General features: G+C 64.3%; 17 protein-coding genes and 1 tRNA gene. 12 read left to right on the forward strand and 6 right to left on the reverse strand.

Annotated features, from left to right (window positions below):
* Positions 1-1,446: 1,446 nt before the first annotated feature.
* From GXP39_16765 to GXP39_16775, 3 genes are all read left to right on the forward strand, one after another.
* Positions 1,447-4,038, forward strand: coding sequence for a tetratricopeptide repeat protein (locus GXP39_16765; GenBank protein NOZ29684.1), 2,592 nt, complete (start codon positions 1,447-1,449; stop codon positions 4,036-4,038).
* A gap of 103 nt (positions 4,039-4,141) precedes the next feature.
* Positions 4,142-5,995: a bifunctional homocysteine S-methyltransferase/methylenetetrahydrofolate reductase gene (locus GXP39_16770; GenBank protein ID NOZ29685.1), complete on the forward strand. Its 1,854-nt coding sequence runs from the start codon at positions 4,142-4,144 to the stop codon at positions 5,993-5,995.
* 100 nt (positions 5,996-6,095) lie between these two features.
* Positions 6,096-6,719 carry a cytidylate kinase-like family protein gene (locus GXP39_16775; protein NOZ29686.1) on the forward strand — a complete coding sequence of 208 codons (624 nt, stop codon included), beginning with the start codon at positions 6,096-6,098 and terminating at the stop codon, positions 6,717-6,719.
* An 83-nt stretch (positions 6,720-6,802) separates the two neighbouring features.
* Here the strand turns inward: GXP39_16775 and GXP39_16780 are convergent, their stop codons facing one another.
* A complete protein-coding gene (locus tag GXP39_16780; protein ID NOZ29687.1) occupies positions 6,803-7,609 on the reverse strand; it encodes an SDR family oxidoreductase in 807 nt (268 codons plus the stop codon).
* 1,249 nt (positions 7,610-8,858) lie between these two features.
* On the opposite strand from GXP39_16780, the gene GXP39_16785 reads away from it, so the two are divergent.
* The 9 genes from GXP39_16785 to GXP39_16825 all read left to right on the forward strand — a co-directional run bounded on the left by GXP39_16785 (position 8,859) and on the right by GXP39_16825 (position 17,464).
* Positions 8,859-10,817: a pyruvate ferredoxin oxidoreductase gene (locus tag GXP39_16785; protein NOZ29688.1), complete on the forward strand. Its 1,959-nt coding sequence runs from the start codon at positions 8,859-8,861 to the stop codon at positions 10,815-10,817.
* A 47-nt stretch (positions 10,818-10,864) separates the two neighbouring features.
* Positions 10,865-12,478, forward strand: coding sequence for a thiamine pyrophosphate-binding protein (locus tag GXP39_16790; protein NOZ29689.1), 1,614 nt, complete (start codon positions 10,865-10,867; stop codon positions 12,476-12,478).
* A gap of 98 nt (positions 12,479-12,576) precedes the next feature.
* On the forward strand, positions 12,577-14,310 hold the full coding sequence (locus tag GXP39_16795; protein ID NOZ29690.1) for an ABC-ATPase domain-containing protein: 1,734 nt from the start codon (positions 12,577-12,579) through the stop codon (positions 14,308-14,310).
* Between the two features lie 163 nt (positions 14,311-14,473).
* Positions 14,474-14,548, forward strand: a tRNA-Arg gene (locus GXP39_16800).
* Between the two features lie 226 nt (positions 14,549-14,774).
* Complete coding sequence (locus GXP39_16805) at positions 14,775-15,293, forward strand: hypothetical protein (protein ID NOZ29691.1); 519 nt, start codon at positions 14,775-14,777, stop codon at positions 15,291-15,293.
* Positions 15,294-15,307: 14 nt separating this feature from the next.
* The gene (locus tag GXP39_16810; protein NOZ29692.1) at positions 15,308-15,967 is read left to right on the forward strand and encodes a hypothetical protein; all 660 of its coding nucleotides are present in this window, start codon (positions 15,308-15,310) and stop codon (positions 15,965-15,967) included.
* Between the two features lie 121 nt (positions 15,968-16,088).
* A complete protein-coding gene (locus GXP39_16815; protein ID NOZ29693.1) occupies positions 16,089-16,514 on the forward strand; it encodes a PEP-CTERM sorting domain-containing protein in 426 nt (141 codons plus the stop codon).
* A gap of 38 nt (positions 16,515-16,552) precedes the next feature.
* Positions 16,553-17,005: a PEP-CTERM sorting domain-containing protein gene (locus tag GXP39_16820; GenBank protein ID NOZ29694.1), complete on the forward strand. Its 453-nt coding sequence runs from the start codon at positions 16,553-16,555 to the stop codon at positions 17,003-17,005.
* Positions 17,006-17,278: 273 nt separating this feature from the next.
* Positions 17,279-17,464 (forward strand): PEP-CTERM sorting domain-containing protein, encoded by a 186-nt coding sequence (locus GXP39_16825; GenBank protein ID NOZ29695.1) that lies wholly within the window; start codon positions 17,279-17,281, stop codon positions 17,462-17,464.
* Positions 17,465-17,505: 41 nt separating this feature from the next.
* Here the strand turns inward: GXP39_16825 and GXP39_16830 are convergent, their stop codons facing one another.
* The 5 genes from GXP39_16830 to GXP39_16850 form a co-directional block, all read right to left on the reverse strand.
* Positions 17,506-18,705 (reverse strand): NAD(P)/FAD-dependent oxidoreductase, encoded by a 1,200-nt coding sequence (locus tag GXP39_16830; protein NOZ29696.1) that lies wholly within the window; start codon positions 18,703-18,705, stop codon positions 17,506-17,508.
* 234 nt (positions 18,706-18,939) lie between these two features.
* On the reverse strand, positions 18,940-20,193 hold the full coding sequence (locus GXP39_16835; GenBank protein NOZ29697.1) for a nucleotidyltransferase family protein: 1,254 nt from the start codon (positions 20,191-20,193) through the stop codon (positions 18,940-18,942).
* Positions 20,194-20,261: 68 nt separating this feature from the next.
* Entirely contained in the window at positions 20,262-21,683 is a 1,422-nt protein-coding gene (locus tag GXP39_16840) for a phosphodiesterase (GenBank protein NOZ29698.1), read from the reverse strand.
* Positions 21,684-21,729: 46 nt separating this feature from the next.
* Positions 21,730-23,082 carry a nucleotide sugar dehydrogenase gene (locus GXP39_16845; GenBank protein NOZ29699.1) on the reverse strand — a complete coding sequence of 451 codons (1,353 nt, stop codon included), beginning with the start codon at positions 23,080-23,082 and terminating at the stop codon, positions 21,730-21,732.
* Between the two features lie 21 nt (positions 23,083-23,103).
* The coding region (locus GXP39_16850; protein ID NOZ29700.1) for an NAD-dependent epimerase/dehydratase family protein at positions 23,104-23,945 on the reverse strand (842 nt) is incomplete at its 5' end.

Here is a 23,945-nt window from a genome sequence, read left to right on the forward strand (position 1 = left end):
ATACGTTCACGCCCTCCCCCACCTCCACGAGCACGTCGACGGCTACACCTTCGGCTACGGGCACGCCTCCTACCCCCACACCGACCCCAACGCCGACGACCGCGGCCACCAGCACGCCGGTCCCCACCACCGCGCCGACCACGGCGCCCACCGCCGTGCCCGGCAACTGCACCCAACTTCTGCAAAACGGCGGCTTTGAAACGGACGGCGGCTGGCAGCTGTACCGCACCTTGTTATGGCCCACATTCGTTGGACCACCCAATCCCGTTCACAGCGGCTCCCGGTCCGTCATGCTGGGCAACCAAAGCCAGCCGGACGCCGCCTCGTACTCCTCCATCCGCCAAGCGGTCTTCATCCCAGCGGACGCGCAGACGGCCCGCATCGAGTTCTGGTACTGGGCTCGCTCGGACGCCCCCAACGGCAGCGACCGACAACAGCTCCTCCTCCTCGATCCCCTCTCCTATGCCCGCATCGCGGACCTGTGGCGTCCCCATCCGTTGCACAACGAACAGAGCTGGCAACGCAAGGTCATCGATCTGACGCCTTATCGGGGGCAGTGGGTGCTCGTCTATTTCAACGTTTACAACAACGGGGATGGTCAGCGCACCATCATGTTCCTGGACGATGTCGCCCTGTTCGCGTGTTGGGCATCCCCAACCAGCACGCCTACCCCCACAGCGACGAGCGTGAGTCCCTCCCTCCGCCCATCGACGGACATCTCCCTCGCCCGGCCCACCCCCTCGCCGGCGGCCACCGCCCCTGTCACGCGCACGCCGACGGCCACACCGACCATCACCCGGACGCCCACCCCCAGGCCGGCCGTGACCGTGATCGCCGTCACCGAACAGCCACCCTCCTCCGCCGGCTCGGACGAGGGAACTGCCTTCTGGGACAGCATCATGGGATGGTTCCTCCGGAGGGGGCTTCCCCTCATCGGTGTATTCGCCGGTTTGCTCATCTTCTCCCTCATCCTCGTCCTCGTCTGGCTGGCCTATGGATCCAAGAGCGACGAGCCTCACCTCTAGCGGGCGAGTCCGTCTCCACGATGACGCCTTGCATCCCCGGGATCATGCCCGCCACTCTCCCCAGAGGGCAGCGGATTGAGAGCGTATCTGAAAATTTACCGGCACGATGTTCTGAGGGGGTCTCCCTCAACGACCGGCTCCACAAGGGGAGGTGCGGAGGGGGCCTCCCCTCCACGGAAATCCCACTTTTCCAGCCTGCACCTGCCTCTCTCGGCCCTTCCCGAAGGACCCAGGCCGAGGCCAGGCAGGTCGAGGGCAAAAGAAGGGCTTTTTCCGGAGGGGCTCCCCCCAGCAGAAGCAACAGCATCTTTCAGACACACTCTGAGGGACGGATGAACGTCGCCCGGGCGTCCTCCATCCGCCGACCACCCGTGCGGCAGATAGGTTTGACGCTCGCGAGCAGGTACGTGATAATGAGGCCATGAGCATCCTATCTCGGGGATCCATCAGCCGCCTATGGAAGCCAGCCATCCTTCTGTTATTCATCGTCGGGGGCAGCCTGCTGGTCCTGCTCATAAGTCGCGATGGCAGCCAGGCGGACGTCCCGCCTCCGGCCTCCTCGACGGCGCTCGCTCACGCGCCCCAGCCCACCTTCACGCCCACTCCCTCGTCGACGCCGTCCTCCACTCCCACGCCCACCCCGACCGCGACGCCGAGTCCCACCGCCACGCCGATTCCCTCACAGCGCTTTGAGGAGGCGGTCCAGCTCCAGGCCGAGGGCCGATTCGACCGCGCCCGACGCCTGTTCGCCGAGGTCGTGGCGGAGGCCGGTGGCACTCCTCTGGAACACGAGGCGCGCTTCCGCCTGGGCCAATGCTACCTGGCCGACGGACACTACGGGGAGGCGGCCGCCGCCATGCTCCAGGTCCTGGAACTGGACCCGGATGCCGCCCGCCGACGACGGGCCCGATTCCTGCTGGCGGAGGCGCTGAGAGGGCAAGGGAACTGGAACGGGGCGATCGAGGCGTATCAGGCCTACCTGGATGCGGGTGGGCTGGCTCGCGCTGAGGCATGGGAACGGATTGGGGATGCGTATCGGCAGATGGAGGAATGGGAACTGGCCGGGGACGCCTACGGCCGGGCCATCGAGGCCGCGCCGGACATCCCCACGGCGCTGCGCCTGCGGGAGATCCTGGCCCAGATGGCGCTGGACCGCGACGACCCCGAAGCGGCCATCGCCCAATACGAGGCCATCCTGGACATCGCGCGCAATCCCGGCTATCGGGCTGAGATCCTCTACCGGGCGGGGGAGGCGCTGCGGATGGCCGGGCGAACCCGAGAGGCCATCCAACGCTACCAGGCGGCAGCCGATACGGCGCCCACCAGCCCCTACGCCCATCGCGCCATCGTGGCCCTCCTCGACCTGGAAGCGCCCGTGGATGAATATCAGCGGGGCATCATCAACTACTACAACGGCGTCTACGCGCTGGCAGTGGCCGCCCTGGATCGCTACGTGACAGCGAACCCCGACGCCCACAAGGGCCAGGCGTACGACTTCATGGCGCGAGCCTACCACGCGATGGGCCAATACGAGGAGGCGATCGCCGTCTGGGAACGCGTGATCGAGGAGTTCCCCCAATGTCCCTGCTGGGGGCAGGCATGGCTACGTCGGGCGGCCGCCCAGGCCGCCATGGGCGACGCCGCCGCCGCCCGCTCCGGGCTGCTCACCTTCGCGGACGATTATCCTCAACACCCGCTGGCCGCCGAGGCGCTTCGGCAGGCGGCCCGGCTGCTGGAGACGGCAGGGGACTGCCGGGCAGCGGCCGCTGCCTACCGCGACGTCCAGGCCCGCTATCCCACCTCCGCGGAAGGGAAGAAGGCGCTCTTCGCGGCCGGGATGTGCATGTACCGTCTGGAACGCTGGACGGAGGCGGCCGACGATTGGCGCCTCCTGCTGGACGCTTACTCCTTGGACACGGATGAGCTGATCGCCAAGACGCGATTGTGGCTGGGGAAGGCTCTGCTGGCAGCAGGCCAGCCGGCTCAGGCGATGGAAGCTTGGCAGCCTCTGATCGCGCAACCCGAGACATACTACGGCCAGCGCGCACGGGCGCTGGCGCGTGAGGCCGGGCTCCCCCTGAACGCGCCCCTGCCGACGGCGCCGCCTCCCGGCCCCTCCGACCAGGAGGCAGCCGAGGAGTGGCTACGAAGCTGGCTCTCGGATTCGCCGCCGGGCCCCCTCTCGCTACTGCCTCCCGAGCTCGCCCGGGATCCGTCGCTGCTGCGCGGCCAGGAGCTGCTCGCCCTGGGGTTGGAGGACCTGGCGATCGGGGAACTGAATCGCCTTCGCCAACGTTACCAACACGACCCGCTGGCCCTGTATCGGCTGGCCCTGCGCTTTCGTGACATGGGCGTGTATCGCCTCTCCATCGCCTGTGCCGAGCGGCTCATCGCCCTCTCGCCAGGTCCATTAGAGAGCGCGCCGCCCTTCATCCAGCGGTTGGCCTATCCCGTCTACTTCGCCGATCTCGTCGAGGCAGAGGCGGCGGAGCAGGCGCTCGACCCGCTGCTGGTCTACGCCGTCATCCGGCAGGAGAGCCTCTTCGAGGTGAGCGCGACCTCCCTGTCGGCCGCGCACGGGCTCATGCAGGTCATCCCCGCCACCGGGGAGTGGATCGCCACCCGGCTGGGCTGGCGCGATTACCGTCGGGAGCTCCTGTACCGCCCCTACGTCTCCGTGAAGTTCGGGACGTACTACCTGCGGGCGGCGCTACAGATGCTGGACGGAGACGTGATCGCCGCGCTGGCGGGGTACAACGCCGGGCCCGGCAACGCGCTCCGCTGGCTGGAGCGGGCGGGCGGCGACGATGACCGATTCTTCGAGGAGATCACCCTCAGCGAGCCGAGAGTATATGTGCAGCGCATCCTCTCCTTCTACGCCACATACCGAAGGCTCTACGGCGCGACCACGGCAGCCGACAGGGAGGCCCTCTGGCATCCGGCTGCCCCGCCAGCGGATCAGGCCCGGGCATCGGACTCCCCATCCGAACAGGCCCACACCCCCGAGGGCTGACCCGTCCGGATCCCACATCCCGGCCCTCGCTCCCCCACTCCGACCTTATGCTATAATCTGGATGCCAAGACATCCCATCCCATCAAGGAGATGAAGTGGATCGATGATGTTACCCTTCGTGGAACGACTGGCCCGTGGCCCCATCCTCTGCGACGGAGCGATGGGGACCCTGTTATACGAGCGCGGCGTGCCTTTCACCCGATGCTTTGATGAGCTGAACATCTCCCAACCGGATCTGATCCTCGGCATTCACCGCGACTACATCGCGGCCGGGGCCGAGATCATCGAGACGAACACCTTCGGCGCCAATCGGGTTAAGCTGTCCGGATATCGGCTGGCCGACCGCGTGCGAGAGATCAACCAGGCGGGCGCCGCGCTGGCCCGACGCGCCCGAGAGGAATCCGGTCGCGGGGTCTATATCGCGGGCTCCGTGGGGCCGCTCGGACAGCATCTGACCCCGCTGGGGAAGATCACACCCGACGAGGCGTATGAGATCTTCCGTGAGCAGATCGGCGCGCTGGCCGACGCGGGCGTGGATCTCATCATCCTGGAGACGTTCGGAGCCCTGGATGAGCTGACGGAAGCGGTGAGAGCAGCCCGCTCCGTCTGCGACCTGCCCGTCATCGCCTCCGTCACCTTCGCCTCCGATGGACGCACCCCCGTTGGCCATACGCCGGTGGAGGTGGTCACCACATTGCAGACGCTGGGGGTGGATGCCATCGGCGTCAACTGCAGCACCGGGCCTTCCGGCGTGTACGCGGTGGTCGAGCGGATCATGCATGTGGCAGGTGACACGCCCCTGCTGGTGCAGCCGAACGCGGGATGGCCGGAGCACCATCAGGAGCGACTCCTGTATCCCGCCTCGCCCGCCTACTTCGCCGACTATGCCCGCCGCTTCCTCCAGCAGGGCGTGTCCATCGTCGGCGGATGCTGCGGCACAACGCCCGACCACATCCGGGCCATGCGACGGTCCGTGGACGCCGTCCTCGCCGGCGTCGCCCCCAGTGAGCCGGAGGACTGGTCGATCCCGGTCCTGACGGATGTGGAGCCCCCCGCCCCACCGGTGACCCTTGGCCCAACCCGGCTGGCCGAGAAACTCCAGCGCGGGGATTTCGTCGTCTCCGTGGAGGTGGATCCACCCAAGAGCTTCAACCCGGAGCGCGTGCTGGCCGGGGCGCGGCTCCTGCAGGAGGCCGGGGCGGACGTCATCAACGTGGCGGACAATCCCATGGCGCGCATGCGGATGAGCCCATGGGCCGTCGCGCATCTCATCCAGACGCAGGTCGGCATGGAGGCCGTGTTGCACTTCCCCACCCGGGGGCGCAACCTGCTGCGGGTCCAGGGCGACCTCCTGGCGGCCCACGCGCTGGGCGTCCGCAACGTGTTCGTCGTCATGGGCGATCCCCCCAGCATCGGGGACTATCCCCAGGCCACGGACTCCTACGACGTGGTGCCCTCCGGGCTGGTCAAGCTCATCAAGCAGGCCTTCAACCAGGGCGTGGATCAGGCCGGCGAGCCCATCGGCCAGCCGACGGCCTTCTTCGTGGGCGTGGCGCTGAACATGGACGCCCCCAACCCGGAGAGGGAAGCGAAAGTGCTGCGACGCAAAGTGCGGGCCGGGGCGGACTTCGCGCTGACGCAGCCCATCTACGACGTCGCGGTGCTACACCGCTTCATCGAGCGGTTCGGCCCTCCGCCGATCCCCATCCTGGCGGGCATCCTGCCGCTGCGCAGCATCCGCCACGCGGAGTTCCTGCATAATGAGGTGCCCGGCATCCACATCCCCGACCCTATCCTGGACCGCATGCGCCACGCGGAGGATCCGGCCGCCGAGGGGATCCGCATCGCGCAGGAGATGGTGTTGGCCGTGCGAGATCTGGTGCAGGGGATCTACCTGATGCCACCGTTTGGCCGCTTCCACATCGCCGCCGAGGTGATCTCCGTACTGGGACGGTGATATGCTGTAGAGCGAAGCCGATCGTTTCACCCCAGTCTCGACAGGGGCATCCAACCGTGCCCCCAGGCTCGGCAACGCCCGCCGAGGAAAGGAGGCGACGATGGCCGTAGTGACGATCTCTCGTGAGTTGGGTTCGGAGGGAACGCGTATCGCGGAGGAGGTCGCCCAAGAGCTGGGAGCGGTGTGCGTGGATAAGGAGGTGCTGGCGGAGATGGCGCGCCAGGCCGGGCTGCCGGTGGAGGTGATCGTTGAGGCCGAGGAGAGGCTCATGTCCCGCCCCTCCCTGGTCAGCCAGGACATGAGGGCCCTGTTCTCCAAGGGGCAGGGCACCCGGGCCGGGCCGCTGACCGAGTCCGCCTATGTGGAACAGATGGCGGAGGCGATCCGGGCCCTGGCCCAACGGGACCACATCGTGTTCATCGGGCGAGGGGCTCAGATCATCCTCCAGGATCACCCCCACGCCCTGCACGTGCATCTATACGCCTCGCCGGAGGTGCGAGCCCGACGGATCCAGCAACGGCGCAACCTGGCCACTCTGGACGCCGCGCTGCACATCATCCGACGCGCCGACGAGCAGCGCCGAAGCTGGTTCCGCCGATTCTTCTCCGGCGCCGACTGGAAGAGCCCGCGCTATTACCACCTGATGATCGACACCGGCCGGGTGCCCGCGGGGCTCGCGGCCGCCATCATCGTGCAGGCGGCGCGAACCCCACCGCCGGAATGATCCCCACGCGGGGAAAACAAAGACGGAAGACAGGAGCCTGGCGCTCCGTCCTCCGTCTCTCGTCCCCTGTGATCGTGCTCTCGCTACGCGGTGATCGCCTCGCCGCCATCCACGCGAATGACCGTGCCCGTGATCCAGGTCACGGAGGGATCGGACAGCGCTCGGATGGTATTGGCGATATCCTGCGGCGTGGTCATGCGCCCCATGGGGTTCCGCCGGGTGGCCTCCTGGATCATCTCCTCGTGGCCGGGGATCTTCCGCAACGCCGGGGTGTCCGTCACGCCCGCCTCGATGCAGTTCACCATGACGCCGTACGGCCCCAGCTCCAGCGCGAGCTGGCGGGTGTAGGCCTCCAGCGCCGCCTTGGCCGCTGAGACGGCTCCGTACGTCTTGAAGGCCCGGTAGGATCCGGCGCTCGTCATGGAGAAGATGCGACTGCCCCGGGCGAGCATATCTCGCCAGAACAGCTCCTGCACCCAATACACCAGGCTGCTCGCCATCACGTTTAGCGTCATCTCGATCTGCTTTTGCGTGATGGCCTCCTTGGGCGAGGGCGCGATGAAGGGCAGCAAGCTACCGAAGGCCAGCGAGTGCATGAGCAGATAAATCGGCTGAGGCGGATCCGACTCCTTGAGCACCTCCTGCATCCGGTCTAGCGCCTGCGCTCGCGCCTTGGGATCGGCCGCGTTCTGATTGAAGAACACCGCCCGCCGCCCCATCCCCTCGATCTCGTCGATCACGCGCTGCGCATTCGGCAGGGTAGCCCGTCGATCCAGGTGAACGCCGAAGATGTTCATCCCCGCCCGGGCCAGCTCAAGAGCCGTCGCCGCTCCGAAGCCGCTGGATGCCCCCAGGATCAATGCCCACTTTCCCTCTAGTCCGTTTCCCATCGTCTGCTACTCCTCCCTGCGATCTGTGAATGGCGCAATCGGCCAGAGCGACCGATCTTTCGTTACGCTGTAACCCCAAAAACGCCCAGAAGGCGCGGTCAGTTATGTACGAAACCCCTCCCCGCCCGCCATGGAGGCGAGGTGATGAGGTCCGCACGGGGGATCACCACGCGATGATTGTATCACACTCCACCCTCCCAGGCACATTTTCCACATTCCCTCGCCATTCCCACACATTCCCACATATTCCCACACCAGGATGTGGGAATCCCCAGACTTTGGCTCTTTTCCGAAAACCTTACTGTCCTGGGGAGGGAGGCCGGGAACGAAGGATCGCGGCGACGCAAGGCACGACTTTCCGTCGGTTTACGTCCAGGGGCACAACCTTACGTCGGGCGACGCGTCGCCCGTCCTTACAACATGGCAGCCAGGAAAGCCATGTCCATCCGCTCCGAGCATGAGCCAGGACAAATCCCACAGATTCCCACATCGGGATGTGGGAATCTGTGGGAAATCGAGCCCCCTATTTGCGGCTCTCGGGCTTCATGTCTCAGAGCGTGTCTGAAAATTTACCAGCAAGGTGTCTAAGGGGTCTCCCTCAACCACCAGCTCCACCGGGGGTGGTATGGAGGGGACCTCCCCTCCACGGAAAACCCTGCTTTTCCTGCCTGCACCTGCCTTTCTCGGCCCTTTCCGAAGAACCCAGGCCGAGGCCAGGCAGGTCGAGGGCAGAAGAAGGGCTTTCTCCGGAGGGGCGGAGCCCCACCCTCTGGTTTGGCCCTTTGGGTAGCGAAGGGCAGTGCCCTTCGCTACCCATACCAAGATACGGGATACCATAAAAGAGGCCGCATATATAGGACCTCAAAGAAAAAGGCCAAACTCCAGGGAGGGGCGGAGCCCCCCGGGCCTCCCCACGGCAGAAGCAATGGCATTTCTCAGACACACTCTTAGTGATTCCTCCTTTCAGCGTTCCCCTGTCTTTCGAAGCAACGGCATTTCCGGGGGGAAAGCCTCGCCCGCTCCCAAAATTGAACCATAAATCTATTTTTAAATTTGTAAATCTTTGACGCCTGCGCCGGGTTGCGGTACAATGCCCTCGAAGGGATCGCCCGGCGGATCAGCAAGAGGCGCCCCGAGAGGACATAAGGGAAGAAACGGCGCGGGAAGCGCATCAGAAGCGGACACGACGGGCTCGCACGGAGATGAGGCAAGTGAACGAAATCGAGGGACAATCAGGAGACAGGAATCCATGAGCGAAAACGGAACACCGAACCAGTTTCCATATCCAGGACTGCCGATCACGACCGACGGCTCCGGTGCCGTCGTCTGGGTAGAGACGCACATCACGCAGGGGGCGTGTGCTTACCCCATCACCTCGTCCACGGCCATGGGCGGAGGATACGCCGCCGCGGTGGCCAATGGGAAGAAGAACCTCTGGGACGAGCATATGGTCTTCATCGAGCCGGAGTCCGAGCACAGCTCCGCGACGGCCTGCGAGGGGTTCGCCCTGGCGGGCGGCCGCGTGACCAACTTCACCTCCGGACAGGGGCTCGTGCTCATGAAGGAGGTGCTCTACACCATCGCCGGCAAACGGCTCCCCTGCGTCTTTCACATCGGCGCCCGGGCGCTGACATCCCAGTCGCTGAACGTCCACGCGGGACACGACGACGTGATGGCCGTATCCGACGTGGGCTGGGGCATCGTGTTCGCCCGGACCCCCCAGGAGGCGGGCGATCTGGCCCTGATCGCCCGGCGGGCGGCCGAGGACAGCCAGACCCCCTTCCTGAACGTGCAGGACGGGTTCCTCACCACCCACACGGTGGAGAACGTGCTCCTGCCGGAGCCTGAGCTGATGAAGCAGTTCGTGGGCCGCCCAGAGGACAAGCTGATCAACCTCATGGACCCGGGCTTCCCCCTTCAGAGCGGCGTGGTGCAGAACCAGGATTCCTACATGAAGGGGAAGATCGCCCAACGGGCCTGGTACGACAGGGTGGAGGCCATATTGCAGGAGGCCATGGATGAGTTCTACCGGCTGACCGGCCGCCGCTACGGGCTGATCGACGCCTATCGCATGGAGGACGCCGAGTACGCGATCGTCGGCATGGGCAGCATGATGGAGACGGCGCGAGCGACGGTGGACTACCTGCGAGACGAGCGCGGCATTCGCGTCGGCATCGTCCACGTCACCGCCTTCCGGCCATTCCCCGGCCCTCAACTGGTGGAGGCGCTCCGCAACGTGCGCGCCTTCAGCGTCATCGAGCGCCTGGACAACCCCATGGCGCAATCCAACCCGCTGACCATGGAGATCAAGGCGGCCTTCGCCGATGCGCTCACCGGCGCCGATCGCTATCCCGAGGTCACCCGCATCCCCACGATCTACTCCGGATCGGCGGGGTTGGGCAGCCGTGACATCCGGCCGGGCGACTTCATCGCCACCGTCACTCACATGATCGAGAACGGCCGCCGCTATTTCGTCCTGGGCATCAAGCACGAACTGGCTCTGGACAACTCCTTCGACCCGGACATCCGCCCCAAGGGCGCCTTCTCCATGCGCGGGCACTCGGTGGGCGGCTACGGCTCGGTCACGACCAACAAGGTCATCGCCGACATCGCCGGTGAGGTCTTCGGGCTCCGAGTGCAGGCCTACCCCAAGTATGGATCGGAGAAGAAGGGGCTTCCCACCACCTACTACCTGACGATCTCCGAGGAGCCCATCCGCACGCACTGCGAGCTGAAGTACGTGGACTTCGTCCCGTTAAACGACGTGAGCGCGTTCTACACGGGCAACCCGCTGGCGGGTCTGCAGGAGGGCGGCATGGTCTTCATCCAGACGGCCAAGACGGATCCGGCCGAGGTCTGGGCCGACGTGCCCGAGTACGCCAAGCGCATCATCCGGGAGCGGAGGATCCGGGTGCTGGCCCTGGACGCGGCGAAGATCGCCGAGGAGGTGGCCTCCCAGCCCGACCTCCGAGTCCGCATGCAGGGCATCGTCCTGCTGGGCATTTTCCTGCGGGCGACCCCCTTCGCCGAGCGGGCGGGGATGAGCCGGGAAGAGCTGATGGCCGGCGTGGAGCGAGCGCTCCGCAAATACTTCGGCAAGCGCGGCGAGCAGGTCGTGCAGGACAACCTGACCGCGGTGCGCCGGGGATACGAGGAAGTGTTCGAGATCCCCAAAGAGGTGATCTACGGCGAGGCCGTGACGGCATAGGAAGTCTTTCTTGGGAAGGGCACAACGAGCGGAAGTGAGGTTAAGATATGGGTGTGGTAACGGATCGTGAGGATATCAAGAAGATCCGCACCGGTGATAACGGAGACGAGCGATACTCCGACATCATCGACGTGCAGGAGTTTTTCGACCGTGTGCTGACAGCTTACGAACAGGGCACGGCAGATGCGGAGCTGGAGGCCGACGAGGAGGTCGGCCGCAGCCTGGTTCCGGCTGGTACGGGTGCGTTGCGAGACTTCTCCTACATCGCGCCGGAGATCCCACGCTTCATCGCCGAAAACTGCGTGGGCTGCATGGAGTGCGTCACCGAGTGCCCGGACACGGCGATCCTGGGCAAGGTGGTGGAGCCGGATGTGTTGGATCAACACCTGGCGGAGGTCGAGGACGAGGCCGTCCGAGAGGACCTGCGCCAGCAGTTCGCCAAGACCACCAAGTACTACACCAGTTACGAGCGCAAGGGCCAGAAGCCCGGCCTTTTCAGCATCATGATCGATCCCACGAAGTGCAAGGGGTGCGCGGAGTGCGTGGTAGCCTGCGGCGATCACAACGCGTTGCAGATGATCCGAAAGCAGGACGATACCATCCCCACCTACCGCAAGCGGATCGAGTTCTTCCGCAAGCTGCCGGAGACGCCGGAGCGCTTCATCAACGAGCGTGTGCTGGCGGACATGATGCTGGCCGAGCGCTCGCTGCTGTACGTCGGCGGGGCGGGCTCCTGCGCGGGCTGCGGCGAGGCCACCGTGATCCGCATGATGCTGGCGGCCACCGGGTTCGTCTACGGAGCGGAGAACATCGGCATCGTGGCGGCTACGGGCTGCAACACGGTGTACGGTTCCACCTACCCCTATAACCCCTACCGGGTCTCCTGGACCAACTCGCTGTTTGAAAACGCCCCGGCCGACGCCATGGGCATTCGCGCTCGCTGGGATCAGATGGGCTGGCAGGAGAAGCGGCTGTGGGTGCTGGGCGGCGACGGGGCCATGCTCGACATCGGATTCCAGTCCCTCAGCCGGATGCTGGCCTCCGGCATGGACATCAAGGTCCTGGTGCTGGACACCCAGGTCTACTCCAACACCGGCGGCCAAGCCTCCACCGCCACGTACACCGGCCAGAACACCAAGATGTCCGTCCACGGCAAGGCGATTGAGGGCAAGCAGGAGCAGCGCAAGGAGCTGGGGATGATCGCCATGATGCACCCCAACGTGTTCGTGGCGCAGACCACGGCCGCGCACATCAACCACTTCTACCGGGCCATCATGGATGCGAACTCGTTCCCCGGCCCGGCCGTGGTGAACGTGTATACCACCTGCCAGCCGGAGCACGGCGTCGCCGACGATATGTCCTTGCACCAGGCCAAGCTGGCCGTCGACTCCCGGGCATTCCCGATCTTCATCTACGACCCGAGGAAGGGGAGCACGTTCCGAGAGCGGCTCAGCCTGCGCGGCAACCCGGCCATGAAGGAGGACTGGTACAGGAACCCCAAGACGGGCGAGGTGATCGACTTCATCTACTTCGCTCGCACGGAGGGGCGGTTCGCCAAGCAATTCGATCAGGACGGGAACCCTTCGGAGACGCTGCTGCGGGCCAATGCGGACCGGCTGGCCAACTGGCACCGGTTGCAGGAATTGGCGGGATTGCGCTGATCCGGGTATAATGGCCCACTGACATCACCGGTCGGAGGGAGATCACGGGGGCGGGCTTTGCAAGCCTGCCCCTGTTTTGCGTGCAGGGAGCAAACATCATGCCAACACAAGACGATCTTCGCCAAACGCTGCTACGACTGGACGGGCGCGGGTATCCCGCCTACAAGGACTTGGCCCGGCGGTACGAGTTTCCCGGATTCACCCTGTTCATCGATCACGTCCAGGGCGACCCCTTCGCATCCCCCAGCCGGCTCCGGGTGCGGGTGCCCCAATCGGTCGCCCGATTCGGCGCGTCCACGTACTCCACCCGCAGCCGAGAGATCGCCTTGCGCGATTTCCTGTGCCGCCGCTTCGCTGAAGCGTGTCGCCAGCGCGCAGGGCGACGCGGGAGCGGCCGCAGCGGGCTCCTGGCCATGGATACCCCCAGCCAGGAGGTGCTGGAGCGAACCGCAGTGCTGGTGACGGCGGAGTGGGTGGAGGCCCGGTTCGTGGCCGGGCTGCCCGCCGCCGGGCGACGCATCCTGGGCCGCCAGGCCGCTGAGATGCTGTGCGAGGACCTGCCGGCCATCGTGGAGCGGGCGCTGCTGGCCCGCAGCCAGCCGCGGGAGGCCCTCCTGGAGCATCTGCGCGTGGTCGAGGACGCCGACGCGCTGCGGGAACAACTGGACGCGCTGGGATTGGTGGCATTCGTGGCCGATGGGGCCATCTTGCCCAGGCGCAGCGGCGTCGACGATCGCCCCATGGAGCGCGGCGCGGTGCCCTTCGAGTCGCCGGAGTCGCTTCGGGTCACGGTCGAGTTGCCGCACGCCGGGCGCATCACGGGGATGGGCATCCCCCGCGGGGTCACGCTGATCGTGGGAGGCGGATACCACGGCAAGTCCACGCTGCTAGCCGCCATCGAGCGAGGGGTCTATAATCATATCCCGGGCGATGGCCGCGAGCGCGTGGTCACCCATCCGGCCGCGGTCAAAGTGCGGGCGGAGGACGGGCGCCGCATCGCCGGCGTGGATATCAGCCCCTTCATCACGAACCTGCCGTTCGGGATGGACACCCGCAGCTTCACTACCGACAACGCCAGCGGCAGCACCTCCCAGGCCGCCAACATCATCGAGGCGCTGGAGGCGGGCGCACGGGTCCTGCTGGTGGACGAGGACACCGCGGCGACCAACTTCATGATCCGCGATCACCGGATGCAGGAGCTGATCGCCAAGGAACATGAGCCGATCACTCCATTTATCGACAAGGTACGGCTGCTATACCGGGACTACGGCGTCTCGACGATCCTGGTTATGGGGGGCAGCGGCGATTACTTCGATGTGGCCGACACGGTGATCGCCATGGAGAATTACCGGCCATGGGACGCCACAGCGCGCGCCCGGGAGATCGCCCGCAAGTACGCAGCGGAGCGCCGTCCGGAAGGCGGCGACTCCTTCGGCACGATCACCCCTCGCATTCCACTGCCGGACAGCCTGGACCCCAGCAAGGGGCGCCGTGAGGTGAGCCTGAAGGCGAAGGGGCTGAAGACCATCCTCTTCGGACGGGAGGAGATCGATCTGAGCGCCGTGGAGCAGTTGGTGGACGACTCCCAGGTGCGAGCCATCGCGCAGGCGCTGTATTACGCCCGTGAGAAGTATATGGACGGGCGCCGCACGGTGAAGGAGATCCTGGACGCCGTGATGCGCGACATCGATGAACAGGGGTTGGATGTGCTCGATCCACGCCGGATGGGGGATTACGCCCGCTTTCGGGCGTTCGAGCTGGCGGCGGCGCTCAACCGGCTGCGCACGCTGCGGGTGAAGGCGGCAGAGACGGCCGTGGCCCCATCCCCGTGAATTCGGATGCCCACGGCGACTTCCATGCCGCCACGGGCCGGGCTCTCACCCTTGGCCCACGATAACTTCCATGAGGGATTTCCCGGCCACCTCTGCGATGTTGAGCGGGGTCCAGAGGTGGCACTTTGCCGAAATCGGCCGATTGTGGTACACTTTGTGTACTGCCCCTGTAGCTCAGTTGGACAGAGCGAGGGCTTCCTAAGCCCTGTCGTCGGGGGTTCGAGTCCCTCCAGGGGCGCCTGATATTCCTCTATCATCCACCCCACATTCCCACCATCACATCCGGTGACATGGCGGCTGACGGAATGAGGGGCGCCATGTCGAATGAGCCAGGGTCTCGGCGAGTCCCCACGGGAATCCAGGGGCAGCCGACGAGACCTCGACACACTGACGATCGCATTTCCTCTCTTTCGCTGGAGCCTCAAGGATAACCCACGCCCCATCGCAAAGGGGATGATCAGCTCATGCGCTACGCAGCCGCCGCCATCACGATAGCCATCCTCCTGGTCGGCACCCTCACCATGGCCGTGTTCGGCCAAGACGCCAGCACATCGCTCCAACCGGGCATCGCTCGTATAAGACCGCTGCAGGCGAACATCCAGCAACGGATTCCCATATCCCTCGCTATGCTCGTGCCAATCGGACCATCCGCCACGCGAACCATCACATTGCCAGTGACGCTCGAGCTCAACCTGCGGATTATCCTGACCAACACCACAGCCGCTATCACGAAGACGAGCCCCCACAAGACCAAAGCTATATCCGAGACCCAGCCGGCCGCATGTCCCGGGGGATGCATCACCCAACCGGACCCATCGTGCGACATCAAAGGCAACGTGAATCCGAGATCCGAGACGAAGATCTATCACACGTCCACCAGCCGCTGGTATAGCAGAACGAAAATCAGGCCAGAAGAAGGGGACCGCTGGTTCTGCACGGAGGAAGAGGCCCAAGAGGCCGGATTCAGACCCCCCAAAAAGTGAACAGGAGCAAACACATGCGACGCATGATCCTCACCATCGCCATAACCGTCCTGCTACTTAGCACCCTCGCCCTGGCTGTGTCCGGCCAGGAGGGCGATACCCCGGCCGAGCCCATTATCGCCCAAATCCAACCGCTGCTCATCAACATCCAACAGCAAATACCCGTATCCGTCACCCTCTCCGTCCCCATCGGCCCGACCACGACTCAAACCGTCACCCTTCCGCTGGTACTCGACCTCAACCTGCAAATCGGCCTGGCCGACACCGTCACCGCCACCATCGAGACGATCACGACAACTGAGCCCATTTCTATCACCGTAAGCGAAATGGCAGAAGAAGGCGAGGAACTAAAGGACAACCTTGGAATCCCATATGAGCTGGAGAGCACAGATGGCGTTGAGATCATCCAATGGACTGCGTCCAAGAATATCTTCGACCACTTTCAGATAGTTGGTGAGTTGCGCAACGTTGATGAGGAACACGTACTGGATTATGTGAATCTGGTTGTTAGCATGTACGACGAGGACGGGAAGTTGCTGGATGTGGCGAGCGGTTTCATGGAACTCGACAAAGTGGAACCAGGTGGAACATCACCGTTTAGGGTAAGTACCCCAGTATCTGCGGAGGACGTAGCCCGATATCTGGTGCAAGTGGAGGCTCGGTTCGAAAAGTAACACGAGGCAAGGCTGCACGAATGGCAGATATGGCTCCTGGCGGTGAGTCGATCCCACAGGCTTGCGCCTCTCACACTCCCGATGTATGATTTTTGTGCAGCGATACAGAAGGAGTGCCAACATGATGGGCAGAACGATCGCCGCCGCGATGTTCTTCGTCCTTCTCCTCAGCACGCCCGCCTTTGGGCAGCGCAATCCGTGGCCCCTCCCAAGCGATTACCCTCGTTTCCCCACCGCAGGGATGACCGAGTTTCAAGGTACGCTGGATCAGGCCTGCGCCGGACTGCCCGTCTACATCTACGCAGGGACAGGGCCGGAGGGAGTGCTGCTAGGCAGTTCCTTAGTAAATCCAGACGGCTCTTTCTCGGTCACCCTGAACCGTCCTCTGGCCGAAGATGAAACCATGACCGTCTTCGCCGAATGCCGTGACGGGGCTTATGTCTGGGACATCTTTCACATCCCTCCTCCTATCATCCCCGAACCAACCACCCTTGTACTCGTAGGTTCTGGCCTGGGACTGCTGGCGCTGCGCCGCCTGTGGCACTAGTTCCGTCTCGGCGTCACTTCGTGCTTCAGGAGGGCCCCATGCGCTGGATGAGCATGATTGCTGGGTTCTTGGTACTCATCCTACCTCTGACCACTCACGCACAGCCCAACCCACCCTGGTGTACACCCCAAGGTACATATGTCCCTAGCGATTATAGGCCTACCCCAAAACCTCCAACTACTATAATTCAAGGTATTACAGACCACAGATGTATAAACTCAACTATATACGTCTTCTCCGGTAAGACGCCCGATGGTGAATTACTTGGCTACAGCACTGTAGAATCGGATGGGACGTTTACCATCCACCTCTCACGTCCTATGCGCTATGACGAAACGATACTGGTCTACGCTGACTGTCCTGACTGGTGTGTTTGGGAAGTATTTAAATGGACTGCCCCTCCCATCATCCCCGAACCGGCCACCCTCCTGCTCGTAGGCAGCGGGCTTGTGGCGCTGGGGCTAAAAGTTCTTCGTAGTCGACATCGGTAATGCTTCCTTACGTTTCTGGCACTTGAGAGTGTGTCTGAGAAATGCCGTTGCTTCTGCTGTAGGGAGGCCCGGAGGGGCCCCGCCCCTCTGGGAAAAGCCCTTCTTCCGCCTTCAACCTGCCTGGCCTCGGCCTGGGTCCTTCGGGAAGGGCCGAGAAAGACAGGTGCAGGCCGGAAAAGCAGGGTTTCCGTGGAGGGGAGGTCCCCTCCACACCTCCCCCTGTGGAGCTGGTAGTTTCTGAGACTTCTGCTGAAATAGCCTACTTAGGAGGCAATCCATGCCCATAATGGTATTTGGGTTTGGGATATTCTCGCAGTTGCCCCTCCCATCATCCCCGAACCGACCACCCTCCTGCTCGTAGGCAGCGGGCTTGTGGCGCTGGGGACAGGCGTGCTTCGCGACGCACGGAAGAGGAATTCCCCCAGGAGCACCTTGTTCCACTCCATCGACGCACATTGAAAAGGGCCGGGATCATCTCCCAGCCCGGCGAATATACCATCTCACCCGCCCGAGTCACGAACCGGCAGATCCCCCATCGAATAGGGTTCCGGGACCCTTCGCGAGCGCGTGCTCGCCAACCGAAGCAGCATCTGCAATCCGATCAGGGACAGCCGAGGCTGGAACACCAATAGCCGCCAGAAGGTCTTCGTCAGCTCATCTCGGGTATACCGCTCCAAAAGCCGCTGCACAGGGGGCGTGATACATCTCACCAGGCGATCATAGACGGCGTTATCCATGCGGTCGAGCAACACCCGGAGCAGCCAGTGCAGGTCCAACTCCCGCTTGAGCGCGCGCAGCTCCCGGGCATAGGAGGTCCCCCGCAACAGAGAGCGCACGGCGGCCTCCGCCCCCCACAGGCCGGTAACGGTGCCCCCCACCGTGGTGACCTTCACCTGGCCGGCCGCATCGCCCACCAGCAAAACCGGCGCATCTCCCACACGTCCCCACGGCCGCAGGCGTGGATGGTGCATGGCGACCAGCCCGCCCTGATAGGCCAGCGGCTCCAGATCATGTCGGTCCAGGAAACGCGCCAGCAGATCCCTCGTCTCGACCTTATGGTCCCCAACCAGCCCCAAAACCCCCCGCTCCGACGACTCCGGGATCAGCCAGTAGAAGAAACGGGTGTCCTGAGCGTCAAACCAGACCTTCGTCACGGATGGATCCCATCCCGACGGCAACGGGATCTCCGCCTGCAGGATCGGCACGACGGGGGGGCGCTTGATCCCCGCCGCCGCGGCGACGTCGCTGAACGGGCCATCCGCACCGATGACCGCCCGGGCATGCACCGTTCTCTCCCGCCCATCAGCCGTGCGCAAACATAAGGCCACTCCCCTCGAGCCCACATCAAAGGCCATAAAACGGTGACTATAATGGAGGTCCGCTCCCGCCTCCTGCGCTCTTCGAGCCAGCGCCTGCGCAAACTGCCGTCGCTCGATGATCAGATCCGGCTCCCGCAGCGTGATCCGGACGGCCGCGCCCGGGGTGGCCACGGCCATCACCTGGACCTGATGAAGGACTGCCGTTTCGGGAACCTGGGTGAAGAGGTGAGACCACCGCGGAGTCACGATCAGCGTACGACGAGGAGGCGCAATCCCCTCCCTCCTCTCGAAAATCCCCACTCGCCATCCTGCCCGGGCCAATCGCTCTGCCGCGTACAGTCCAGCGGAAGATGCCCCGATCACAGCAACGTCTAGATCCATATTCCGCCTTTTCCTCCCGATAAACTCCGATGGTAGCGTCGCACTGAACCACGGTCACGGGGCCAGGGACAAAAGCTCCCCACGCACCCCATCGGCATGCCTAATGATGCCACCCTGACGGCTGCGGTCCGGGATTATAGCGTGAGAAGGCTCATACAGGCAACTTCTCATCACATGGAGGAGCGGAAGGGAAGCAGAGGCCATGGCCAACGATCACGGGATCACGGGGGAGGATCATCGCGAGGGTCGAATCATCTTGTGTAACGTCACCAAACCCTCACGAGCGATATCGAACCAACGGTAAGGATAGTATAAAGGCCACAACCAATCAGGGCGCGGACGATACCGCCAACGCATGAATGTCGGATCCGGCCAAAGCACGCCCCGAATCAGACGCCAGCGCGCCCGCCGATCCAACGAGAACAGGTTGGCCCACAAGCGGGTAGCCCTCGTCTGCAAAGACGACGCCTTACGCCGCACCAGATATTCGGAGTCTGCCTCCTGGTCCTCGGCTAGGCGATCGAGGAACCCCTCGGGCAAGGGCGTCCCATAGCTCTCCGACATCCTCTGGAGCGCCGCACGAAGCGCGGCCGTCCACTGAAACGCCCGGGCCTGTTGCGCCAGCAGATCCCAGTCCAAACGCTCTCCACATCGACTCACCAGCAGGTGAAGATCATACAGCCAGAGCAGATAGGCCTGAGCTCCCCCATGCTGCAGCATCAAATGTGCGGACAGATAGAGCAGGTGAGCCGTAGGGGTTAACATGTACAAACACACGCGAGCCGCGTCCCTCTCCCCTACGCACTCGGCACCCAACGCCTCCCCATCCACCGACAGGGGCTCCACCTGCGCCCAGAACCAGTCCAGAGGCGGGGTGCGCCAGTCCGCATCGCCCGCTACCAGATTCCAATGCAGCTCGACAACGACGTTCTCCTGAGGGCCCCCCAGCAAACGCACATGATGCCCGATGAGCCGATTGATCCCAGGGCTCACCTCCGGGATCCGCTCCTCGTATCCCAGGGACCGCATCGCCCGCATGGCCGCTTCCATGAAAGCGCGCGGGACCAACAAGTCCAGGTCGCTCAGGGGACGCAGGGCCACGGAGGGATACACGGTGGACGCCAGCGCCGCCCCCTTCAGCACCACGATGGGGAGCCTGCCGTCCGCCGTCAGGGCCTGGTCATCCGCCGACAGCTCATCCTGGAAGGCGGAGGCGATGCGCTCCAGCTCCTGATAGATCAGGGTGTTGTGAGCGGCCGTGGCATAATGCCGCCGGGCAAGCCCCCATTGTAGATCCTCCGGCCAATGATCGAGGCAGCCGGATTCCCTCAACGACCAGTACAGGAGCGGTGCCACGCCCTCCTCTCTCGCTATGGTCAGCAATCGCTCGTAATGCTCGGGGCCGAACGATGACCAGGGCACGAGATCCGCCCGCTCCGTCAGGACCAGGCGAAGCGCCGTGTAAAGGGCCTCCTCATCAGGCAACACAGAACTCCCCTCCCTCAAGCGCCCATCACCGCTCGACACCAGCTCGGGAGCCGTTCGTCCGAGGCGCACTAAACCAGGGGCCGACCATTACCGCTATCCGGCCCCTGCACCCCCATCAACTTCAGCACCGTCGGGGCGATGTCATACAGCCGAGCCCCCTGCACCCGCTGATGATTCCGCCTATCTCGCGGATCGTACAGGATGAACATCCCGTTCTGGGCATGGTTGCAGTCATCCGGCCCCGTATCGTTCTCAAACGTGTAGATATCCCCATGCCCCAGCGACCCCACCGATCGCCACAGCAGATCACCGAAGTAGACCATCAGATCGGGCGCCACGCCGTTCACCGCCCGATAGATCTCCTGCGGCTTGAAGACCCGGGTGCCGATATCGCTCCCGTCCGGCCCCGGGATAGCCCGGATCTTCTCGGCCAGCTCGTTGCGAAAGTCCTCATACTCCTCCGGTGGAATCACCCCTTGCGGCTCTCGGTCACGCACGTTCAGGAACACCCGGCCGTAATATCCACCGCTCCCCCAGGCCCTGGTCCGTGACCAATCGACCTCCAGATCCTCAAAGCGCACGAGCTTCCCCGGCTCCGGATCCTGCTTGAACGCCAGATATCCCTCTCTCCACAGCCATTCGTTGATGCAGATCCCACCCTCCATACGCTTGGCGCCGTGATCGGAGACGACCAGCACCACCGTGTCCCGATCGATCTTGTCCAGCCACTCACCGATCTTGCGATCGATATACACGTAATAGTCCCGAATCGCATGCTCGTAGCGGTTTCCGGGCTCGTACCGGCGGTGCTGGGGATCATGATAACTCCAGAACCCGTGATGGATCCGATCCACCCCGATCTCCATCACCATGAAGAAATCCCATGGCTTGCTGGTCAACAGGTGATCCACCACCCGGAACCGCTTCTCCGTCATGTCCCAGATCTGCTTCAGGAGATTGTCCTTGTCGTCCGTGCGGAACTGCGGCACATCCACGTCATAATCCGGGGCGATCGAGAGCACCTCATATTTCAACTCGGCCGGATAGGCGAAATCGCTCTGAATCCCCGGCGTTAGGAACCCCGAGATCAGGTACCCGTTCAACGGCTTCACCGGGTACGTCTGCGGCACGCCGATCACCACGGAGGTCTTCCCCGCCTCGGACAGGTAATCCCACACCCGTTTCGCCCGCACGACGTTGTTAGTGGCGATGAACATCTTATCGTAGCTGTGGTTGGCCCGGTTACGGAAGCCATAAACGCCCAGCTCCCCCGGGTCCCATCCCGACAACATGCAGGTCCACGCGGGCACAGTGATGGCCGGTATACACGAATCCAGATCGCCCCACAGGCCGTTCTCGGCCAGGAAGCGCAGGTTTGGCAACTCATCCCGCCAGCGGTCGAAGACCAGCTCCGGCGCGGCACAATCCAGGCCGATCACGAAAACCTTCCGATCCCTGCTCCTCCGCCGCAATCGATCCCAAAACCCCATCTTACCTCCGCTCATGAAACGTGTTCGATCCCCTCATCTCAAGGGGCTACCCCGAGTTGCGGGGCAGGACATATCGCGTATCCACGATCAGCGCGGCCCGTCGGGCGATCTCCCCCCAATCGTAGTCGCTGTGATCCGTCGCGATCACCACGCAGTCGGCCTCCGCCAGCGCCCGATCCAAGTCCGGCTCCGACGTCATCTCGAAGCCGTGATGAGAGACGCCCGGCACGTAAGGATCATGATAGCGAACGTCCGCCCCTTTCGCCCGCAACATCTCGATGATGTCCAGCGCCGGCGACTCCCGGGTATCGTCGACATCCCGTTTGTACGCCACCCCCAGCACCAACACCCGGCTTCCCTTCACCGGCTTGCCCGCCTCGTTCAACGCATCCTGAACCTTGTTCACCCAATATTGGGGCATCTCGCTGTTGATCTCACCAGCGAGCTGGATGAACCGGGCGTTGTAATTCAACGCCTTCAGCTTCCAGGATAAATAGTGCGGGTCCAGAGGAATGCAATGGCCGCCAATCCCCGGACCCGGCATGAACGGCATGAAGCCGTACGGCTTCGTCGCCGCCGCCTCGATCACCTCCCGCACGTCCACCCCCAGCTTATCGCACATCAACGCCACCTCGTTGACCAGGGCGATGTTCACCGCACGGAAGGTGTTCTCCAGCAGCTTGGACATCTCGGCCGCGGCGGGGGAAGAGACCGGCACCACCCGCTCGATCACGGCCTCATACAAGGCGATGGCCACCCGCAGACAGGCGGGCGTCACACCTCCCACCACCTTGGGGGTGTTACGAATCGTGTAATCCGTGCGCCCGGGGTCGATCCGCTCCGGCGAGAACGCCAGGAAGAAGTCCCGACCCACGCGAAGTCCACTCCGCTCTAACGTGGGAAGCAGCAACTCCTCCGTCGTCCCCGGATACGTGGTGGACTCCAACACCACCAGCATATCGGGATGCAAGTGCGCCGCGATGCCCTCCGCCGCCGCCAGCACGTAGCGGATGTCGGGATCCCGACTCTTGTTGAGCGGCGTGGGCACGCAGATCAGGGCCGCCTCCGCATCGGCCAGCGCGCCGTAGTCCGTCGTTGCATCCAGGCGGGCGTCCTCCCCACGGACGGCACGGGCCAGCTCCGCGGAGGGAACATCTCGGATGTACGACACCCCCCGCCGGATCGACTCCACCCGGGTGGCGTCCGTATCGATGCCCACCACCCGATAGCCGACCTCAACGAAGGCCATCGCCAACGGCAGCCCCACGTACCCCAGGCCCACGATGGCCACCGTCGCCTGGCGCGCCCGAAAACGCTCCATCAGGCGAAGAGCGGATTCGGGGAGCTCCGCTTCCGCTCCCACCCGCTCAGGGCCCTCCCCTTCCAACAAGCCCTCCATCACGCCCTCCGCCTCCGGGTTCTATTCCCGCCCGTCCGGCCGCTGGACCGCCTGATGATCCACATCCCGATCCTGATCCATCTCATGGGCAAGCCAATCCCGCACCCGGATCAGGGTCTCGTCCAGGGAGATGGTCGGGCGCCAGCCCAACAGGTCCTGTATCCGACGGGTGTCCGGGACCCGCCGGCGCATATCCTCAAACCCGGGCGCGTAAGCCTGATCGTATGGCACGTACACGATCGGCGAATCGCTCCCGGTGACCTCCTTCACCCGCCGCGCCAGCTCCTCGATCGTCACCTCCTCCGTGCTCCCCACATTGAACACGCGCCCCATGGCCTCGGGATGGGCGATCAACCCCTGGATGGCCCTCACCGTGTCCAGCACGTCGCAGAAGCAGCGGCTCTGTTGCCCGTCGCCGTAGACGGTGATGGGCTCCCCGCGCAGGGCCTGCCCCACGAAACGCGGCACGACCATCCCATATCGTCCCGTCTGGCGCGGCCCCACGGTGTTGAACAGTCGGGCGATCACAACCGGCAATCCGTGCTCCCGATGATACGCCAGCCCCAGGAACTCGTCCACCATCTTGGAGGCGGCGTAGGACCACCGGCTGCGAGAGGTCGGCCCCAGCACCACGTCGTCGTCCTCCCGGAAGGGGACCCGAATCCCCTTCCCGTACACCTCGGACGTCGACGCGAGCAACACGGGCACCCGATAGCGCGCGGCCGCCTTCAGCACCGCCTCCGTCCCCATCGCGTTCGCCTCGATGGTGTAAGTGGGGTGGCGCACGATCAGGTCGACACCTACGGCCGCCGCCAGATGGCAGATGGCATCGCACTCGCTGACCAGGCGATCCAGGACGATCT

The organism is Chloroflexota bacterium, from assembly GCA_013152435.1.
GTDB lineage: Bacteria > Chloroflexota > Anaerolineae > DUEN01 > DUEN01 > DUEN01.